Source organism: Amycolatopsis sp. NPDC033938 (assembly GCF_055575975.1).
The window spans coordinates 104,171-123,738 of record NZ_JBVIRO010000014.1; the positions used below are offsets into that span (position 1 = coordinate 104,171).

The window sequence follows — 19,568 nt, forward strand, 5'->3', positions numbered from 1 at the left end:
GCTCACATGGCGGGAGTACCCATGGACCTCACTATCGTGACGTCCATGGGTATCGACGCTTTGGTGTTCGACGTGCTCGGCACACTCGTGGACGAACCGGCGGGGATCCGCGCCGCCATCGGGAAAGTGGCCCCGCGGGCCGACCCGGACGAGCTGGTCGCGCTGTGGCAAGGCCATATCGAGACCGAACAGCGGCACATCGTCGTCGGCGACCGGCCCTACGCCGCCAGCGACGTCCTCGACCGCGAAGCGGCCCGGCTGGTCGCCGAAGCATGCCAAAACGACCTGTCCCGAGAAAGCACAGAGGCGCTCGCGACGGCGGGACAACGGCTGCCGCCTTGGCCGGACACCGTGGATGGGCTGGCCCGGCTCGCTGAACACCATCCCTTGATCGGCCTGTCCAATGCCAGCCGGTCAACGCTGCTCCGGATCAACGCCAACGCGGGACTCCGCTGGCATCAGGCCCTCTCCGCCGAAGAGGCACGGACCTACAAGCCGGATCCGGCCGTCTACGAACTGGCCGTCAAGGTGTCCGGTGCCCCGCCGGAGCGACTGCTGATGGTCGCCGCCCACGCGTGGGACCTGCGGGGAGCGCAGCGCGTCGGGCTGCGTACCGCTTACGTCGCCAGGCCTGTCGGCGACCCTCCCTCACCGGCCGATGATTTCGACTTCCACGCCGAGAACCTTCTCGATCTGGCCGCTCAGCTCGGCGAACGCGGGATTTGATCAGAGCCGGGACGTGCCACAGGAATCGCGGACGATCAGGCGGGTCGGCAGCAACACCGGCTCCGGCGCCGCCGAGTTCTCGATCATGCCGAGTAACGCGCCGGCCGCCGCGGTGCCGAACTCCGCCTTGTCCTGGGCGACCGTGGTGAGCGCGGGGTCGACCAGCGCCGCGACCTCGATGTCGTCGAAGCCGACGATGGCGAGGTCGGCAGGCACCCGCAGCCCGGCCGCGCGGGCGGCGAGCAGGGCGCCGATCGCCATTTCGTCACTGGCGGCGAACAACGCCGTCGGCGGGTTCTCGCGGGTGAGCAGCCGCCGCATCCCGACGAAGCCGCTTCCGCGGTAGAAGTCCCCGGTGACCACGTAGTCGTCGCGCACCGGCAGTCCCGCGTCGGCCAGCCCGCGCAAGTAGCCCTCGGTGCGGGCGGTGGCGGGCGCGTTGCCGCGCGGCCCGGTGAGCGTGGCGATCCGCTCGTGCCCGAGCGCCGCGAGATGACGGACTGCGTCGGCGGCACCCGCGGCGTTGTCCGAAGTCACGTACGTGGCCTTCGGCCCCGAAACGGCCACATCGAGCGCGACGCACGGCAGCCCGGACTGGGCGAAAGCGCTGAACGCCTCGGCGTCCGAGCCGCTGTCGATCAGCACCAGCCCCGCCAGATGGTGGCGGCGCGTCATGCCGACGTAGGCGACCGGGTCGGCGAGGGAGGCGCCGGCGGTGCGGTTGCGGGCGTCGTCGCTCGTGGCGAGCAGCAGCAGGTGGTATCCGTGCGAGCTCAACGCGGATTTGAGACCCAGCAACAGATCCTGCAGGAACGGATGCCGCCAGCCGGGGCGGCGGTGGTCGGTGTCCCAGACCAGCCCGATCATCGCGGACCGCTGCCGCGACAGCGCCCGCGCCGATTCGTTCGGCGAGAAATCGAGCTCACGGGCGACGCGTTCGACGCGTTCCCGGGTCGGCGCGCTGACCGTGGCGGGGCGGTTGAACACCCGCGAAACGGTGGCGACGGAGACCCCGCAGAGCTGGGCGACCTCGCGGGCGGTGACCATGCTGACCTCCTGTTTGTAACCGGTTACATCTCTAGCACATGATCTCTTGCTGCGAAAACTCCCAATGGCGTTACTAGTTCGTTACTTGACTGATCAGTGTTGGGAGCGCTCTCATAGGTGCCACGTTTCCCGCCCCGGCCGGTCCCCGGCCGCGGTGTCCCCGTGCGCCCCGCAGAACAACGGAGATCTCATGCGCCCGAAAACGAGGAACCGCCGTACCCGCCTGCTCGCCGGGGTGTGCGTCACCCTGGCCGCGGTCACCGCGCTGAGCGCCTGCGGTGACGGCGGCGCCGGCGGCGGCAAGATCAAGCTCAGCCTCGGCCTGTTCGGCAACTTCGGCTACAGCGACCTGATCAAGGAGTACCAGGCGGCCCATCCGGACATCGAGATCACCGAGCGGACCGCGGCCTATTCCGACCACCACAAGAACATCGCCGCGCATCTGGCCACCGGCGGGGGAGCCGCGGACATCGAGGCGGTCGACACCGGGTACGTCGCGCAGTTCAAGGCCACGCCGGACAAGTTCGTCGACCTCAACACCGTCGGCGGCGACAAGCTCAAGGATCGCTGGCTGGACTGGAAATGGTCGGCGTCGCTGGCCAAGGGCGGACAGCAGATCGGCTACGGCACCGACGTCGGCGGCCTGGCCATCTGTTACCGCCGCGACCTGCTCCAGAACGCCGGGCTGCCCGCCGACCGCGACGCCGTCTCCGCGCTCTGGCCGACCTGGCAGGCGTTCTTCGACGCCGGGAAGCGGTTCCAGGCCAAGGCGCCGAACGGGGTCAAGTGGATGGACGGCGGCCCGACCGTGCTCAACGCGATCGTCGGACAGGCGCCGGTCGGGTACTACGACCAGAGCGACAAGATCGTCTTGGAGGGCAACCAGGCACTGCGGCAGGGCTGGGACCTCGTCGTCGACGCCGTCAAGGCGAACCTGAGCGCCGGGCTGCTCTACAGCACGCCGACCTGGAACACCGGCTTCACCCAGGGCCAGTTCGCCACCGTCACCTGCCCCGCCTGGATGATGACCAAGATCAAGGACCAGGCGCCGGACACGGCGGGCAAGTGGGACGTCGCGACCGTGCCCGGCGGGGGCGGCAACTGGGGCGGCTCGTACCTGACGGTCCCCAAGCAGGGCAAGCACACCAAGGAGGCCGCCGAGCTCGCCGCGTGGCTGACCGCGCCCGAACAGCAGGCGAAGGTCTTCACCAGCCAGGGACTGCTGCCCTCGACGCCGTCGCTCTACGACGACCCGAAGATCACCGGCTACACGAACCCGTTCTTCTCGGACGCGCCGGTCGGCAAGCTCTTCACCGACGCGGCGAAGAAGCTGAAGCCGCAGTACCAGGGCCCGAAGGCCGGTGACGTGCAGACGGAGTTCGGCAGCGCGATGCAGCGCGTCGAGCAGGGCAAGCAGGACGGCGCGGCGGCGTGGCAGCAGCTGGTCGGTGACGTCGCGAAGATCAAGTGATGGCGGGAAAGACGCTGAGCTTCGCCGACCGGCGGCACAACTGGGACGTCAAGCTGTCGCCGTTCGGCTTCATCAGCCCGTACTTCCTGATCTTCGGGGTCTTCGGGTTGTTCCCGCTGCTCTACACGGCGTTCGTTTCGCTGCAGCAGCGCAACCTGCTCGACGCCGAGGGTGCCACGTTCATCGGGCTCGGGAACTACGAACAGTTGCTGTTCCACGACCCGTACTTCTGGAACGCGATGGGGAACACGGTCAGCCTGTGGCTGCTGACCACGATCCCGCAGATCCTGTTCGCGCTCGGCATCGCACACCTGCTCAACCGAAGGCTGCGCGGGCGGACGCTGTTCCGGATGGGGATGATCCTGCCGAACATCACCTCGGTGGCGGCGGTGACGATCATCTTCGCGCAGCTGTTCGGCCGGGACTTCGGCCTCGTCAACTGGGTGCTGAGCTGGTTCGGGGCCGGCCAGATCGACTGGCAGGCGGGCACCGCCAGCTCGCATACCGCCATCGCGGCGATGGTGGTGTGGCGCTGGACCGGCTACCACGCGCTGATCTTCCTCGCGTCGATGCAGGCGATCCCGTCGGCCCTGTACGAGGCCGCCACCCTCGACGGCGCCCGCGGGTGGCAGCAGTTCTGGCGGATCACCGTGCCGTTGCTGCGGCCGCAGATCATCTTCTCGACGGTGATCGCGACGACCGGGAACATGCGGCTGCTCGCCGAGCCGCTGCTGTTCAACCCCGGCACCGCCGCCGCGACCGGTGGCTCCGACCGGCAGTTCCAGACCGCCGCGCTCTACCTCTACGAGCAGGGTTTCACCAAGTACGACTTCGGCTACAGCTCGGCGATCGCGCTCGTGCTGGCGGTCGCGACGATGCTCGTCGCGGGCGTGTCGTACCTGGTGACCCGGCGCATCCAAACGGACTGAGGAGCGACATGACCTCCGTGCTGACCCCCGCCGCGCCCGCGCCGCCGGTCTCGCCAGGGCGGGCCCGGCGGCTCGTGCGGCGGGTCGCGAGCCCGTGGACCTACGCCGCGCTGATCGCGATCCTGGCCGGTTCCGCCTTCCCGGTGTACTGGTCGCTGGTCGTCTCGTCGCAGACCCCGGAGGCCGTCGGCAGCGTGCCACCGGTCCTGGTACCCGGCGGGCATCTGTTCGAGAACATCGCCCGTGTCTTCGACGAGACGGATTTCGCGCTGGCACTGGGGAACTCGCTGATCGTCGCGGGCACCATCACCGTTTCGGTGGTGCTGTTCTCGACGCTCGCCGGGTTCGCCTTCGCCAAGATGCGCTTCCGGGGACGGACCGCGCTGCTGCTGCTCGTGGTCGCCACCCAGGCGATCCCGACCGAACTGGGCGTCGTCCCGCTCTACATGATGATGGCCGATTTCGGCTGGGCCGGGCGGCTGGAAGCGGTGATCGTACCCGGCCTGGTCACCGCGTTCGGCGTGTTCTTCATGCGCCAGTACTTCGAACGGGCGCTACCGCTGGAGCTGCTGGAGGCCGGGCGGATGGACGGCTGCGGGTCGTTGCGGCTGTTCTGGCACGTGGCCCTGCCCACCGCCCGCCCGGCCGCCGCGGTACTCGGCCTGTTCACCTTCATGCAGGCGTGGAACGACTTCTTCTGGCCACTGGTGGTGCTGGTGCCGGAGAACCCGACCGTCCAAACCGCACTGTCCACTTTGGCCAGTGGCTACACCACCGACTACACCCTCGTGCTCACCGCCGCGACCATCGGCACCGTCCCCGTCCTCGTCGTGTTCCTGCTGTTCGGCCGCCAGATCGTCGGCGGCATCATGCAGGGCGCGCTCAAGGGCTGACCCTCCCGGAGTTGACCGTGACATCCACCTTCCCGCCCGGCTTCCGCTGGGGCGTCGCCACCTCGGCGTTCCAGATCGAGGGCGCCACCCGATCCAATGGACGCGGACCGTCCATTTGGGACACTTTCGCGACCGTACCCGGCGCGGTGGCGGGCGGCGACACCGGCGAACCGGCGGCGGACCACTACCACCACTGGCCGCGCGATCTCGACCTGCTCACCGGCCTCGGCGTCGACTCCTACCGGTTCTCGGTGTCCTGGCCCCGGATCCAGCCGTCCGGGCGCGGCCGCGTCGAACGGCGGGGGATCGACTTCTACCGGCGTGTCGTGGAAGCGTTGCGGGCGCGGGGGATCGAGCCGTTCCTGACGCTGTACCACTGGGACCTGCCACAGGCTTTGGAGGACGAAGGCGGCTGGCGTGCGCGCGACACCGCCGAGCGGTTCGCCGAGTACGCCGCGCTGGTGCACGACGAACTCGGCGACGTCGTCGACCAGTGGACGACACTGAACGAGCCGTACCCGTGCGCGATCGCGGGCTACGGCGAAGGACGGCACGCGCCGGGTGCGCGGGAGGGGCACGGCGCCCTCGCCGCCGCCCACCACCTGCTGCTCGGCCACGGCCTGGCGACGCGGGTGATGCGGGCGCAGGCGAGGGCCGGGCACCGGTTCGGCATCGTGCTCAACCAGTCGCCCGCGGTTCCGGTGTCCCCGTCGGCCGCGGACATCGCCGCGGCCGCCCGGCAGGACACGCTGCTGCGCCGCCAGTTCACGGACCCGCTGTTCGGCGGCCGGTACGCGCCAGGGCTCACCACGATGTTCGACGGCGTCTCGGACTTCTCCTTCCGCCGCGACGGAGATCTGGAGACGATCGGGCAGCCGCTCGACTACCTGGGGGTCAACTACTACTACCGGCTCCACGTCGCCGACGCGCCGCACCGCGAGCCGGACCCGGCGCGGCGCACGGCGGCCGACATCGGGGTGGACACGACCCGTCTGCCGGACGTGCCGCGGACGGGGATGGGCTGGCCCGTCGAGCCCGATGGCCTGACCGACGCCCTGGTCGGCCTGCACGACGAGTATCCCGGGCTGCCGCCGATGTACGTCACCGAGAACGGCTGCGTGTACCCGGACCTCGCCGACGAGCGGGGCATGGTGGCCGACGACCAGCGCATCGCCTTCCTGCGCGAGCATGTCGAGGCGGCGCGGGCGGCCGTGGCGGCGGGGGTCGACCTGCGCGGGTACTTCTGCTGGTCCCTGCTGGACAACTTCGAGTGGGCGCACGGGTACAAGCACCGGTTCGGGCTGGTACACGTCGACTATGCGACCCAGCGGCGCACCCCGCGGGCCAGCTACCACTGGTATCGCGACCACATCGCGGCGCACCGGACCCCGTGATCCCGTGACGTGGGCCCTGTGGTCCTGACCGAGCCAGGCCAACCAGCAGCGGCGGTCCTGCCGGGGGGCCGAAGGGGCCCTTCACCGCATGCGACGCGGTGAAGGGCGCTTTCACCGCATGCGACGCGGTGAAGGGCCCCTTCAGCCCCCGCCACCCCCGCTACCTCCCGCAGCTGCGCCCGCCGCCGGGCGCGAGCGCGCACCTCAAGAGGGCTCGCGGGGACCTGATCGGAATTGTCGGTGCCTCCCGCTAGGTTCTTCCCAGTCCCCACCGAGGCACCCCCGCGAGGAGAAGATGCGTTGTCAGACTGGGAAAGAGCGAGTACGGCCAGGGTGTTGCCACCCGCCCGCCCGCGCAAGCTCGCGAAGGTCCCGTTCGTCGAACTGGCCGACGGACGGGTGCAGGGCGTGGTGTCCAGCGGTTCGGACATCGGGCGCGTGTACGTCTCGTCGGTCGCGGCGGGCACGTATGAATTCGCCTGCAGCACCAACAACAATCGTCCCTGTGGCGGGGCGAGGGGGATGTTCTGCAACCACATCCTCGCCTTGCTCACCGAATCCGCTCTCCAATACGGCGCCGAGCGGGTCGCGCGGTATCTGCGGGTGGAGGTCGCGGCCGAAGAGCTGACAGGGCAGGCCATCGCACAGGCCATGAGCGCCACCAGACCGTCTCAGGGCGACAGTGCCGCGGCGTCGGTGTTCAGCCAGTTCCTGCGGCATCTGGCGTATCTGGAATTCGAGCCGTCGACAGCGCCCGTGCCGGAGCTGCACTGGTTCCCGCAGACCAGGGCGGTGGTGTGATGCGGATCGACCTGCTCACCGACCCGATCGCCGGGCTCGACGAGGCTTTGGCGGCGGCCGACGCCTTCGATCACGTGCTCGTGGGTGGCTTGTCCCGGCCACAGAAGGCCGCCGGGCTCTCCGATCTGGCCGACGCCGTCGCGGGGTCACCGCTGACCGTGCGCGTCGCCGAGGCGGCCGAGAAGACAGCGGCAGGGGCGGCTGGGGAGGAGCACTTCGTTTCCCTTGCCGCCGCGAGGATCGCGGTGTTCGGTTCGGTGCACGACGCACTCGTGCACCGGCTGGCCGAGGCGACCGGGCGGCCGCCCGGCGAGGAGTCCGCACCGGATGCCGCGTCGGCCGAGTCGCCGAATCTGCTGGCCGCTGCCCGATCGTGGCTTTCCGACCTGGCACGGGCAGGCTGGCAGGGGATCGACCACGACCTCGTTTCGGCCTCGGCGCCGGTGATCTCCGCGCTGCTCGCGGAACCGGGCCTGCGCCGGTTGGCGGTCCTGCTCGACGGTTTCGCGGCGGAACTCGCCGCGTCCTGTCCCGGCGCGGCGCTGGAGCGGGTCCCGGTCCGGCGCTGGGCTGATCTCTGGTCGCGCGGGATGCTGCTGACCGTGCCCGGAGTGGCGGCGACGCCCGCGATCGGCACGGTCACGGGCCGCCTTCTGCCACTCGGCGTCGACCTCCTCGAACACGCGACGGCGGCGCAGGCGCAGGTCCACGCGGTGTTCGAACCGGAGGACGGCGGCGCGCCGCGGCTTGTGCGCGCCAGTGTGACGGCGCCGAAGCCGGACACGATCATCGGCGCCGGTGTCTGGCAGCTGCTGCGCCCGCGGCTGTCGCTGCTCGCGGCGGTCAGCGAAGGCCGCTCGATGGACCTCGTCGACATGCCGGTCACCGCGGAGGGCGACCTTCTCTGGCAGGACGAGCAGGCTCGCATCGGTGAGCCGGCGGACGCCTTCGCCACCGCGAGAGTCGCCCTGGCCACCGCCACCACTCCGGCGGTCGTGCCACTGGACCGGCATCCGGCGCGGATCGCCGTCCCCGTCTTCCTGGAGGGTTACGGCATCGAAGGTGACGAAGACGCGCTCACGTTCACCTTCGCCGGGAATCACCTCGCCGTCGACACCGATCGCATCCCCGCCGCCGGTCCGCTCACCCCGAAGGCGGTCGCGACCTCAGGCACGTGTCTCGGCCTGATCCGGTGGGACGACGGTGGTTTCCGGCTCCAGCCGCTCGCCGTCGAAACCACCGTGCGCAAGAAGACCGCCGCCGTGCACGCCGGGGCGTGGGCCGGGGGCACCACGGACAAGGCCGGGTTGAAAGCCGAGAAGGCGGCCACCGACGCCGCGGCCGTGCTGCGCGAACGCGCCGGAAGGCTGCTGCGGAAATGACCGACCCTGAAGACAACCGCCGCCAGGTCCTGTACTGGCGTTTGCTCGCCCGCCTTTTCGACACCGACGAACAGGCCGCGCTCGAATCGGCGAGCGTGGCCGTGGTCGAAGACATCGGCCTCCCGTCGGCGGTGCTGGACCCGAACGTCGCCGTCGACTCGATCGTCCAGCGTCATCCGGAGCTGGCCGCCGAATTCGACGGGCTGATGGTCCCCGAAGCCGAGGACGGCCGGGACAAGGCCGCGGAAGTGCGGCGCGCGGCGCTGGTGTCGAAGGTGCTGCTCAACGTCTTCGCTCAGGCACCCAGCACGGTGACAGCCGGGCAGCTGTCGTCCTGGCAGGCCGACGCGGGCTGGTTCGAGCGCGCGCTGGGATGCCGTCCGGGTGAGCTGCGGGGCGGCCGGCCCGGGGGAGTGCCGACCGGGCTCGGTGGCACCGGCGGAGGCGGGACACCCGATCTGAGCACGCTGCTCCCGGCGATCGGGCCGGAGCTCGGCGCCATCGAGGCCGACCTCGTCAAGCGGATGCATCTGCGTGAGGTGCTCGCCGATCCCGCGCTCGCGGCGAAGCTCAGCCCGAGTATGTCGCTCATCGAACAGCTGTTGCGGGACAAGGACAATCTGTCCGGAGTGGCGCTGGCCAACGCCAAATCGCTGATCCGCCGCTACGTCGACGAGATCGCGGAAGTCCTGCGCACCCAGGTCGAGAAGGCCTCGACGGGCAAGGTGGATCGTTCGGTCCCGCCGAAGCGCGTGTTCCGCAACCTCGACCTCGATCGGACGATCTGGAAGAACCTCACCAACTGGAGCCCGGAAGAGGAACGGCTCTACGTCGATCGCCTCTACTACAAGCAGACCGCGAAGAAGACGACGCCTCAGCGGCTCATCGCGGTCGTCGACCAGTCCGGCTCCATGGTCGACTCGATGGTCAACTGCGCGGTGCTGGCCTCGATCTTCGCCGGACTGCCCAAAGTGGACGTTCACCTGATCGCCTACGACACCCAGGCACTCGACCTCACCCCGTGGGTGCACGATCCGTTCGAAACCCTGCTGCGCACCAATCTCGGCGGCGGCAACGACGGCATGGTCGCGATGGCGCTGACCCAGCCGAAGATCGCCGAGCCCGCCAACACCGTGGTGGTGTGGATCTCCGACTTCTACGAGACCCGCGTCGAACAGCTCTTCGAGAGCATGGCCGCGATCCACCGGTCCGGGGCGAAGTTCATCCCGGTCGGCTCGGTCACCAGCGCCGGCCGCGGCAGCGTCAACCCGTGGTTCCGTGAGCGCTTCAAGGACCTCGGCACGCCGGTGATCTCCGGCCACATCACCAAGCTCGTCCACGAACTCAAGACCTTCCTCACCTCCTGACTTCCTGAACTTCCCGAAAGGCACGACATGTCCGACGTCCTGCGCGCCCCCGCCGAACTCAAGTACGCCGAAGAGCTGGACTGGCTGGAGTCGATCGACGACAGCCCCAAGCCGTTCGCCTGGCGCCTGTCCCCGAAGATGGTGCGGCTGTTCGTCCTCGGCGCCGAGCGCGCCGACGGCCTCGATCGCGAGATCTCGCAGAAGTGGTTCGGGGACCGCAGCATCGTCGAGCGGGCCATCGTCACCCTCGCCTCCGACCGAGGTCTGCTGCTGATCGGCGATCCCGGCACCGGCAAGAGCTGGCTCGCCGAGCTGCTGGCCGCCGCGATCTCCCGCAATTCCACGCTCGTGGTGCAGGGCACGGCGGGGACCACCGAGGACCACATCAAGTACTCGTGGAACGTGTCGATGGTCATCGCCAAGGGGCAGTCGCGCGAGTCGATGATCCCGTCGCCGATCATGACCGCGATGGAGGCCGGATCGATCGGCCGCTTCGAGGAACTGACCCGGTCCACCAGCGACGTGCAGGACGCGCTGATCTCGATCCTGTCCGAGAAGTACATCTCGGTGCCGGAACTGGACAGCGACGGCATCGTCTTCGCCAAGCCCGGGTTCTCCGTGATCGCCACCGCCAACAGCCGCGACAGGGGTGTCAACGACCTGTCCTCCGCGCTCAAGCGCCGGTTCAACTTCGTCCGCATCCCGGTGGTGACGAACAAGAAGAGCGAGGCGGAGATCGTCCGCTTCCGCACCGAGGAACTCCTGCGCCGCCACCAGATCGAGCTGGACGTGCCGCCGACGCTGCTCGACGTGCTGCTGCGCAGCTTCGGCGACCTGCGTGCCGCGGCGGCGTCGGCGGGCAGCGACGACGAGAAGCTGGAGTCCGCCTTGTCCACCGCCGAACAGATCGGCGTCCTCGAAGACGCGGTACTGCACAGCAACTTCTTCGGAGAACGCGCTCTGACCGCCCGCACCCTCGCGTCTTCCCTCGTCGGCTCCCTCGCCCGTCGTGAGCCGGAGGATCTGGCGATCCTCAACAAGTACCTGCACGGCGTCGTCGAACCACGCAGCAAGGACGAGGGCGGGGACTGGCCGGAATTCCTCGACGGCGGCCGCGACGCGATCGCCACCCTGTCGTGAGCGGCGCCTTCGAGGCGTTGCGCGGCCAGTTACGGGAGGCCGCGGCCGCCTTCGCCGACGGGCCCGGCGCGCTGGAGGGCATCCTGCTCGGGCTCGTCGACGACGTCGATCGCGCGGTGCGGGAACCGTTGGAGATCTTCCCGGTCTGCCACCATTCCCCGGCTTCGGCCGTGGCGATGGCACGGCGGCTGCGGGAGAAGCAGCCGAAGGTCGTCTACCTCGAACTGTGCGAGGACATGGCCCCGCTGCTGACCGAGCTGCGCAACTGCCGTCTTCCCGTGGCGGTACAGGCTTTCGCGACGGACGTGAAGGGGTTCCCCGCCGAGTGGGCGCCGCTGTCGGTGGTCGCGCCGATCACCGAGGCTTCGGCCGAGTACCAGGCGATCGCCTACGCGCTGGACACCCCGGGGGTCGAACTCGTCCTCGTCGACCGGTCCGCCGACCACGTCTTCCAGTGGGACGAGCGTGAGCAGCCCGCTGATCCGGACGCGCCACCCGCCGAGGAGGAAGCCGCGTTGCACGGTGACGCGGTCGGGGTCGAGATCGGCGACCTGCGGCCCCGGTTCGCCGAACTCGAGGAACACCTGCTGCGGCACGGGCGGGTGCGGCACTGGTCGGAGTGGTGGCACCAGTACGTCGAGCTGCCGCTCGGCGACAGCGACCACGACACCTATCGGCAGGTCATGTTCCTGATCGGCAGCCTGTTCCGGCGGCTCGCTCCGGGAGACACCCGCCGCGTCCGGGTGGACGAGGACCGCGAGCGCTACATGTGGACCCGGATGCGCGAGCACCTCGCCGCTTCGGGCGCCGACCCCGCGGACTGCCTCTACGTCTGCGGCGCGTTCCACGCCGCCAGCCGGGTCGCGGAGTTCGGCGTCGAGGGCACGGACGGGTTCGTGATCAGCCCGCGCAGCGCGAGCACTTGGCAGTACGGGCTGATCCCGTCGAGCCACGCGTCGATCGAGGCGCAGTTCGGCCTGGCGGGGGGATCGGTTTCGATCGCGGCGACCGAATGGGCGAAGAACCTCAAGCGCACCCGGGTGAAGCAGTTCCAGCTGGACGGGCAGGTGGGCGGGCCGAAGCGGAAGAAAGCCGCCGGGCTGCCCGAGCCCACCGCCGATCCGGTCTCCTCGGATCAGCTGACCGGATTCGTGCGGCGGCCGCCGGTCCTGGACGAACTGGACGAGGCCGAGCTGCTGGGCTGGTCGGTCGAGATCGTGCGAGCCGCGCGCCGCAACGGGTATCTGTCCTCGACCGCCGACGCCATCGCGGTGTTCGAGACGTCGATCCTGCTGGCGGGTCTGCGCGACCGGGCGAAGCCGACGCCGTACGACTTCCAGGACGCGGCGGTCACCTGCATCGAGAAGGACGTCGTACCCGGCAGGCGTGACGTGCGCCGCCTGGTCGAGATCATGATGGGCGGCGACCGGATCGGCCAGGTCGGCTACGACGCGCTTCCGCCGCTGGCGCGCGACGTGCACGACAGGCTCGAACCGCTGAACCTCAAGCTGCAGCAACGAGGGGTGCAGCGGGCGCTGCTCGACATCGCGTCGCGGCCGGAGCTGGAGCCCTGCTCCGATCTGCTGTGGATGCTGCGGTACCTGATGCCCCATGGCGCGGCCCGGCCGATCATGGGGGAGCGAAGGCTCGGCGAACGGCCGATCCAGGAGTCGTGGGATCTGGCGCTGGGCACTCACCAGCGAGCCCTCATCGAACTGGGCTACGAAGGCGTCAGCATCGAACAGGTGCTGGAGCAACGGCTTCGGCGCGCCGCCTATCATCCGCAGTCCACCGCGGCGAAGGTGCTCGGAGCCGTCGAGGACGCGACGCTCTATCTGCGCAGTGCCCGGTTGGCGGGGGAACTGGGCACCCGCGCGCTGGAGGTGCTGGCCACCGAACGCACCGTCGACGGTGCTCCGGAGGTGCTGCGACGGGTGCGACGGCTGCTGGCGCATTACCGGACCAGCGAGCCGGTCTTGCCCCGGTGGATCGAGGAGTTCGTCCGGACGGGGTACGCGCACTACTGCACCCTGCTGCCGGCGGCCTTCGCCGACGAGGAGGCCGGTGTCGAGCAGGTCGCCGCGATGCTGGGCTTCCTGTTCAGCATGGAGTCGCTCGCCCTGTCGCTGGGATGTGACCGGACCCAGCTGGAACTGGCGATCGCCGGGTCGCATCCGCAGGAGCCGTCGAAGGTGGCGCTGCTGTGGGCGGCCCAAGTCCAGCTCGGTCGTCTGTCGCGTGCGGAGTTGCGCGAGCGGTGCGCCGGGTTGCTGGCGAATCCGTTGGTACTGCCCGCTTATCCGCGCTATCTCAGCGGGTTCGTCCACGCGCTGGAACCGGCGCCGGGGCTGGCCGACTTCGTCGTCGAGGCGGTGTCGAACGCCTTCGCCGAGCTTCCGGACAGATTGCTGCTGCCGTGGTTGCCGACCTTGATCACCACACTGCGGTCGCGTGGCGCGGAACTCGTGCCGCTGCTCGTCCGCGAGGCCGGACGGCTCTTCCCCGGCCGTCTCGCGGCGCTCGACGAATGGGTTCCGCCGTGGAAGACCCCATCGGAACCCGTTGCCATGGAGAGGAAGAGCACCGGGACCGGGTTGGCGTTGCTGGCCGCGCATCCGGCGGCCTGCGACGCCGTCGCGAGGCTGCTGGGCTGTGACGAACCGTGGGGGAGTACCGCGTCCGGAGGCTTGGACCTGATCGAGCGGTACCCGGACTCCGCCGCCGCGCTGGAGGAGGTGCTGACCGGGGTGTGACGCGACGGCGTGGTCACCGGCGTGCGGATGCCGGTGACCACGCCGGTCGTCAGTCGGCCACCCAGCTGCCGTGGAAGCCCAGGGGCACAGGCCTCGGCAGGTGGATGCGTGCCAGCGGTTTCGCGGTGAAATCGTGGGCCGAGAGGATCACCAGATCCGAAGCGTCGCGGTCGGGGTTGTTCACGTAGGCGAGGGCGTAACCGTCGTCCTCGGCCCGGCTGTGTGACGACGGCACGAAGACCGCTTCGCTCGCGTCGGCGCCCTTGCCGAAGCGGTGCACCTCCGAGCGCCCGTTGTACAGGTCGTGCTTGATCAGGGCGTTGCCGAAGGATCCGGCGGGCTTGTCCAGATAGACGTCGAAGAGTTCACCGGGCGAAGCCGAGTAGCCGTACCGGTGCCGTCGCGACACCAGGCTTTCGTTGACGCGCGGGAACTCCTGCGGCCGGTCGTCGAGGACACGGCGTCGCACCCGGCCGTGCGCCAGGTCGATCGTCCAGCGCTCCAGTACCGGCGGACCGGACGCCGACGGGCCGCCGAAGCCCAGCTTGCCCGCCACCTCGAACGGAGCAGGCATCGTGGTCAGGTCGATCACCACCGTCGAACCCTGCTCGTAGGCGTTGAGAGTGTGCGAGTAGAACACCGGGTCGACGGCGAACCAGCGGACCGGGCCGCCGTCGCGTTTCATCACCCCCACCCTGGCGGGGTGGGCCGTGTTCCACTTGTAGGGAACGACTTTGCCCGGCTGCGGGTCGAACGTGACCGGCACGTCGAAGACGACCACGTAGTTCTCGGTGAGCCCGAAGTCGTGCATCATCGGACTGTCGGTGACCGGGATCCGGGTGGTCCGCACGACGCGGCCGGTCCGGTCGACCATCAGGTGCCGTACGTGATCCCACGTCGGGTGATAGGTCACCGCGTGCAGCTCGTCGGCGCGGGCGTCGAACTTGGTGTGCGCGGTGTAGGAGCCCTCCAGCGAACCACCGAAGTCGAACGGCCCCAACGTGTTCAGCTCGCCGTCGAGCTCGTACGGCGGTGCGCCGGACTCCTGCAGGGTGAGGATGCGGCCGTGGTGGCTGATCACATGCGTGTTCGGCGCGAAGTCCTCGGCGGGCACCGGCCACGGGTATCGTTCGCCGAGTTTCGCCGCGACACCGGACGAACGCACCCACCGGTTGCGGTACCACTCGGCCTTCCCGTCGCGCAGCCGGACGCCGTGCACCATCCCCTCACCCAGCATCCAGTGGTGCGCGCGCGGATCTTCGAGGCCGAGCACGTTCGGCCCGGTGCGCAGATATCGGCCGCAGAGGTCCTTCGGGATGCGGCCCGTGACGGGCAGGCCGAAGGCGGTCACCTCCTCCTTCACCGGAGCGAAAGCACCTTCGACGAACGGGTACCGCGGCGTTACCGGTGCCGGTGTGGCGAACGCGGTTCCACTGCTGCCGGCCGTCGCGGCGACTCCGCCGATGGCCAGCGCGGCCGCCCCGCGGAGCACGTTCCGCCTGGTCGGTTCGGTCATGGTCGATCCCCCAACTCGTGAAGTAATTGTGTATCCCATGAACAGTGTATGCCTTTACCAGTTTTGGGTGCAACAATGCGGCCATGGACGACGTGGAGATCGAGTTGCTGCCGCCGGGCACCGCGCTGGCGTGGGGTCGCACCCCGGCGCCCCGGCGCGGGCCGAAGCCGGGATACAGCCTCGAACAGATCGTCGACGCGGCCATCGCTCAAGCGGACGCGGAGGGCTACGCCGCACTGTCCATGCCGTCGATCGCCAAACGACTCGGGATCACCGCGAACGCGCTCTACCGGTATCTGAGCTCCAAGGAGGAATTGCTCGTCCTGGTGGCCGAGGCGGCCTGGGGGCCGCCACCGGAGCCGGTGTCCGGCGACTGGCGTGCCGCGGTCACCGCCTGGGCACGCACGCTCCTCGAACGCTGCCGCCGCCATCCCTGGCTGATCGACCTGCCGGTGCGGAGGGCGCCGAGTACGCCGAATCTGCTCGGATGGCTGGAGAACTTCCTCGCGGGGATGGCGGACTCGGGGCTGAGTGCCCAGGACGTGACCGGCTGCGCCGTACTGGTCGACGGTTGGGTCCGCAGTACGGCTTCCTTGCTCCGCGACGTGAACGCGAGTCCGCCTGATCAGGTCCGGGCGCTGAGCGCGTTCCTCGGCCCGCGCCTCGAAGGGCGAGGATATGCGCGCGTCGCCGCCGTGATCTCCGGTGAGGCGTACGGCGAGGAGGGTATGGAGGAAGCCGACGTCGAGTTCGGCCTCGGTCGCATCCTGGACGGCATCGAGGCGCTCATCGAACGCCGGTGAACACTCCGTCGAGCCGGTAGTCGACGATCTCCGACGCGCGCTCGGCCGTGTAGGCGTCGACCATGATCCCCGTGACCAGGCCGGCGGACATCGTCGCGAGCGCGTCCGCCTCGAGCAGGGGATCGAGGCGGGCCGGGACGGCACCCTTCTCCTGTGCCGCCCTGAGCAGGCCGGCGATCGCGTGGACCAGGTGGGGCAGAAGTGGTTCCTGATCGGGAGCCTGGCTCCCGCGTGTGACGTCGACGGCGAAGTACGCGATCTGGACCGCGGCCAGCATGCGGCGTCGCTCGCCATCCGGCAGGACTGCGGTCAGATAGGCGCGCACGACGGTGCGTTCGTCCCCCGTCTTCATCGCCTCGCCGATGGTCTTCCCGGCGATCTCGCCGGTCAGTTCGACGACGCGCTGCCAGGCGAACCGCAGCATCGCTTCCTTGGTCGGGAAGTAGTACTGGACCAGGTTCATCGAGATGCCCGCCTCCGCGGCCACCGCACGCAGGGTGACCGCCTGGAGGCCTTGGGTGGCGGCGATCCGGAAGAGGGCCTCCGCGATTTCGCGCCTGCGCTCTTGGTGGTCGACACGTTTCGGCACGCGATCACTCTGCCATGCCGGCGAGGACTGGCGGGAATGGCCACCCATTGTTATGGTGCAGGTGCACTATAAAAACTTCGAGGAGGTCCGATGCTGGGGGAGTTCACCGACAAGAAGGCCGAGGAGCGCTTCTTCGCGACCTATGACGCGATCTTGCGGAAGTGGCCGGTTCCCGCCGAGGAACGGGACATCGAGACGAGATTCGGCCCGACCCGGGTCCGGAGCTGCGGGCCGGAAGACGGTCCGCCGATCGTGCTGCTTTCCGGGGGAATGGGCACGTCGCTGTCCTGGTATCCGCATATCGCCGAACTCGCCGCCCGGCACCGGATCCACGCCGTCGACTCGATCGGCGAGCCGGGGCGGTCGATCCAGACCGCGCCCATCGAGTCCACAGAGGACTGCGCGGACTGGCTCGCCGAGGTCGTCGAGGGGGTCCTTGCGGGAACCGGTCACGAAAAGGTCCACCTGGCAGGCGTTTCGCGAGGTGGCTGGCTGGCGCTGAACCTGGCTTCCCGGGCGACCGGCCGGATCGCCGGTGTCGTCGCCATCGAAGCCGCGGGATTCGGCACGATCGGCCGGAGCTTCATCTGGTGGAGCTTCCGCGAGATCTTCCTCTGGTTCCTGCCCAGGTGGCTTCTCCGGCTGGTGGCGTCCGGCGATCCGGACGTGCGGCACACTGTGCGGCCCCTGCTGTTCGCCGCGCTCAAGTACAAACAGCGGCTACCCGAGATGCCCCTGTTCAGCGACGAGGAGTTGTCGGCGATCGACGTGCCCACCCGGATCGTCCTCGCCGAGCGCAGTGTCATCCACCGGGCCCGCGAGGTGGCGGCCCGGCTCGGCTCGCTGAATCCGCACCTCGAAGCCGAGGTCGTTCCCAAGACCACGCATGGGTTGTCCCTCGAGAAACCGGAGTTGGTCACCACCCGGATCCTCGAGGCTGTGCGTCACGCCGCGGCCACCTGATCCGGCCATGACGGCGAACGGCCGAGCAGCGCGACGATCGTGTCCAAATCGGACGGTCCGGTCGCCGCGACGGCCGGGCCGAAGGCGGCGCCCGGCGCCTTGCGGTTCTTCCCGTCCGGGATCGACTTCGCGAATCCCAGTCCGGCGTCGAGCACCTCCTGCTGGAACTTGACCGGTACGCCCAGGGTCTTCGCCACGTCCCAGGAATGCACCAGGTAGTCCACGAAATGGAAGCCCAGCGCCTGCTCCGCGGTGAAGGTGACCTCGGTCGAGAACTCGGGAAGCGGGAACCTCCGGTCGGCGAGGTCGTGGGGGACGAAGGCGTTCAGCACTCGCTTGACCGAGGCGCGGTAGGTGGCGATGGGGTCGTCGCCGAGCGGGATCAGGCGCCAGTGGTCGAGGCTGCCTTCGCCCTCGGCCGCGGCCGCGAAACCGTGGTGCTGCGTCGCCATATGCGCCAGGAGGCCGTGCAGGGTCCAGGCGCTGCACGGGGTCGGCTTCGTCAGGTCGGCGGGGGTGATCTTCGAGACGAGGTCCAGGCTGGTCCGGGTCACGATGGCGTCGAGGATGCGGAGTTCATCGATAGGCATACGCATATCATCTACATACGCGTACGAGTTCGTCAACCGGTTCCGCGAGTCCGGTCGGTATGGTCTGCGCATGGCGGAGCAGAGGAGGCCGGATCTCGCGGCGATGCTCGGCGGGCTGATGCGACGGCTGATGAACGCCGAGCAGCCGGTGCTGGCCGAGCACGGGCTGACGATGTGGGGTTACGTGGTGCTGAGCGCGCTCGACGACGGGCCGGTCCGCACGCAGGCCGCGCTCGCCAAGGCGATCGGCGCGGACAAGACCCGGATCATCGGCACGCTCGACACGCTCCAGGACGGCGGCCTGATCACCCGCGAGCCGGATCCGAAGGACCGCCGCGTACGGCTGCTGGGGATCACCGACGCCGGCCGCGCCGCGCGAAGGTCGGCCCAGTCGAAGATCCAGGAGCAGGAAGAACGCTTGCTCGGACGGCTGCCCGGTGGCGACCGTGCGGCGTTCCTCCGTGCGGCGCGCTCGTTGTCCGAAGCCGAGTGGCCGTGACGGGGTTCACCCGAGTACTTCGGTGACCATGCCCGGCGGGTAGTCCGACGGCGAGCGGCGCCACCATGCGCCGAAGGACCGAGCCAGCCGCCGGGGCACCTCGACCTGCGCGCCGCCGCCGTGGAAGTCGATCGTGACCAGTACGCCGCCGATTTCCGAGGTGTGCCAAGGGATCCGGCGAATCAGTTTCGCGTAGTCGGCGCTGGCGGACACGAACGTGACCACGTTCGAGGCCCCGAGCCGGCGGGCCTCCCCGAGCACGGCGTCTTCGAGCACTCCCGGCGGCCAGTCGCCGAGCTTGAGTTTCCGGTCGTAGTAGGCGATCGGTTCGTCGGCGCGCAGGATTCCGTAGCCACCGCTGAGGATCAGCAACCGCCCGGACGCGGCGGCCTCGCCGAGAGCGCCGCCGACGCTCCGGTAGAAGTTCCCGGTGTAGCGGAGCCATGCGGGCCGCAGCCCGCCGCTGTCGACCTTGGACCGCGCCAGGACCTCGGCGCGCGCGCGAAGCATCGGCTCGGGCCAACGCGCGCCAGACTCCGCGAGGGCGTCGCCGCCGCGGATCTTGGCCTTCGAGGGGCCGAGGACGATCAGGCTGTCGCGCGGCTCGATCGCGTTCAGAACGGTCACCCGCGAACCCTAAAGCGCCTCGCTGACCGGACGCTGATCGGTCCCGGGCATGCTGAAGGGACCAGACTGCGGAAGGAG

The 19,568-nt window shown here is 69.5% G+C and carries 18 protein-coding genes; 13 read left to right on the forward strand and 5 right to left on the reverse strand.

Annotation, left to right across the window (positions count from 1 at the left end; translation table 11 throughout):
- The first annotated feature begins 45 nt into the window (after nt 1-45).
- Nucleotides 46-726: a haloacid dehalogenase type II gene (locus ACZ5ZX_RS29570; protein WP_465505368.1), complete on the forward strand. Its 681-nt coding sequence runs from the start codon at nt 46-48 to the stop codon at nt 724-726.
- On the opposite strand, the gene ACZ5ZX_RS29575 is transcribed toward ACZ5ZX_RS29570, so the two are convergent.
- Nucleotides 727-1,773, reverse strand: coding sequence for a LacI family DNA-binding transcriptional regulator (locus ACZ5ZX_RS29575; RefSeq protein ID WP_465505254.1), 1,047 nt, complete (start codon nt 1,771-1,773; stop codon nt 727-729).
- A 190-nt stretch (nt 1,774-1,963) separates the two neighbouring features.
- On the opposite strand from ACZ5ZX_RS29575, the gene ACZ5ZX_RS29580 reads away from it, so the two are divergent.
- The 9 genes from ACZ5ZX_RS29580 to ACZ5ZX_RS29620 all read left to right on the forward strand — a co-directional run bounded on the left by ACZ5ZX_RS29580 (nt 1,964) and on the right by ACZ5ZX_RS29620 (nt 13,903).
- Complete coding sequence (locus tag ACZ5ZX_RS29580; protein WP_465505255.1) at nt 1,964-3,244, forward strand: ABC transporter substrate-binding protein; 1,281 nt, start codon at nt 1,964-1,966, stop codon at nt 3,242-3,244.
- A complete protein-coding gene (locus tag ACZ5ZX_RS29585; protein WP_465505256.1) occupies nt 3,244-4,173 on the forward strand; it encodes a carbohydrate ABC transporter permease in 930 nt (309 codons plus the stop codon). The genes ACZ5ZX_RS29580 and ACZ5ZX_RS29585 overlap by 1 nt, the downstream gene beginning before the upstream one ends.
- An 8-nt stretch (nt 4,174-4,181) precedes the next feature.
- Nucleotides 4,182-5,066: a carbohydrate ABC transporter permease gene (locus ACZ5ZX_RS29590; protein ID WP_465505257.1), complete on the forward strand. Its 885-nt coding sequence runs from the start codon at nt 4,182-4,184 to the stop codon at nt 5,064-5,066.
- Between the two features lie 17 nt (nt 5,067-5,083).
- A complete protein-coding gene (locus tag ACZ5ZX_RS29595) occupies nt 5,084-6,460 on the forward strand; it encodes a GH1 family beta-glucosidase (protein ID WP_465505258.1) in 1,377 nt (458 codons plus the stop codon).
- A 300-nt stretch (nt 6,461-6,760) separates the two neighbouring features.
- A complete protein-coding gene (locus ACZ5ZX_RS29600) occupies nt 6,761-7,261 on the forward strand; it encodes a hypothetical protein (RefSeq protein WP_465505259.1) in 501 nt (166 codons plus the stop codon).
- Entirely contained in the window at nt 7,261-8,643 is a 1,383-nt protein-coding gene (locus tag ACZ5ZX_RS29605) for a hypothetical protein (protein WP_465505260.1), read from the forward strand. Before ACZ5ZX_RS29600 ends, ACZ5ZX_RS29605 begins: the two co-directional genes overlap by 1 nt.
- Complete coding sequence (locus ACZ5ZX_RS29610) at nt 8,640-10,010, forward strand: VWA domain-containing protein (protein ID WP_465505261.1); 1,371 nt, start codon at nt 8,640-8,642, stop codon at nt 10,008-10,010. Before ACZ5ZX_RS29605 ends, ACZ5ZX_RS29610 begins: the two co-directional genes overlap by 4 nt.
- A 27-nt stretch (nt 10,011-10,037) precedes the next feature.
- Nucleotides 10,038-11,150, forward strand: a complete 1,113-nt coding sequence (locus tag ACZ5ZX_RS29615; protein WP_037305392.1) for an ATP-binding protein — start codon at nt 10,038-10,040, stop codon at nt 11,148-11,150.
- Nucleotides 11,147-13,903 carry a DUF5682 family protein gene (locus ACZ5ZX_RS29620; protein WP_465505262.1) on the forward strand — a complete coding sequence of 919 codons (2,757 nt, stop codon included), beginning with the start codon at nt 11,147-11,149 and terminating at the stop codon, nt 13,901-13,903. Before ACZ5ZX_RS29615 ends, ACZ5ZX_RS29620 begins: the two co-directional genes overlap by 4 nt.
- Before the next feature lie 49 nt (nt 13,904-13,952).
- Here the strand turns inward: ACZ5ZX_RS29620 and ACZ5ZX_RS29625 are convergent, their stop codons facing one another.
- Nucleotides 13,953-15,419, reverse strand: coding sequence for a carotenoid oxygenase family protein (locus tag ACZ5ZX_RS29625; RefSeq protein WP_465505263.1), 1,467 nt, complete (start codon nt 15,417-15,419; stop codon nt 13,953-13,955).
- An 83-nt stretch (nt 15,420-15,502) separates the two neighbouring features.
- Between ACZ5ZX_RS29625 and ACZ5ZX_RS29630 the strand changes: the two genes are divergently transcribed.
- Nucleotides 15,503-16,222, forward strand: coding sequence for a TetR/AcrR family transcriptional regulator (locus ACZ5ZX_RS29630; protein ID WP_465505264.1), 720 nt, complete (start codon nt 15,503-15,505; stop codon nt 16,220-16,222).
- Here the strand turns inward: ACZ5ZX_RS29630 and ACZ5ZX_RS29635 are convergent.
- A complete protein-coding gene (locus tag ACZ5ZX_RS29635; protein ID WP_465505265.1) occupies nt 16,206-16,811 on the reverse strand; it encodes a TetR/AcrR family transcriptional regulator in 606 nt (201 codons plus the stop codon). The two genes, ACZ5ZX_RS29630 and ACZ5ZX_RS29635, sit on opposite strands and share 17 nt — an antisense overlap.
- 90 nt (nt 16,812-16,901) lie before the next feature.
- On the opposite strand from ACZ5ZX_RS29635, the gene ACZ5ZX_RS29640 reads away from it, so the two are divergent.
- A complete protein-coding gene (locus tag ACZ5ZX_RS29640) occupies nt 16,902-17,774 on the forward strand; it encodes an alpha/beta fold hydrolase (RefSeq protein ID WP_465505266.1) in 873 nt (290 codons plus the stop codon).
- Here the strand turns inward: ACZ5ZX_RS29640 and ACZ5ZX_RS29645 are convergent.
- On the reverse strand, nt 17,756-18,364 hold the full coding sequence (locus ACZ5ZX_RS29645) for a TIGR03086 family metal-binding protein (RefSeq protein ID WP_465505267.1): 609 nt from the start codon (nt 18,362-18,364) through the stop codon (nt 17,756-17,758). The two genes, ACZ5ZX_RS29640 and ACZ5ZX_RS29645, sit on opposite strands and share 19 nt — an antisense overlap.
- Nucleotides 18,365-18,434: 70 nt before the next feature.
- Here ACZ5ZX_RS29645 and ACZ5ZX_RS29650 point away from each other — a divergent pair, with 70 nt between their 5' ends.
- Entirely contained in the window at nt 18,435-18,863 is a 429-nt protein-coding gene (locus ACZ5ZX_RS29650) for a MarR family winged helix-turn-helix transcriptional regulator (RefSeq protein WP_465505268.1), read from the forward strand.
- Between the two features lie 6 nt (nt 18,864-18,869).
- On the opposite strand, the gene ACZ5ZX_RS29655 is transcribed toward ACZ5ZX_RS29650, so the two are convergent.
- Entirely contained in the window at nt 18,870-19,490 is a 621-nt protein-coding gene (locus ACZ5ZX_RS29655) for a YaaA family protein (protein WP_465505269.1), read from the reverse strand.
- Nucleotides 19,491-19,568: the final 78 nt, after the last annotated feature.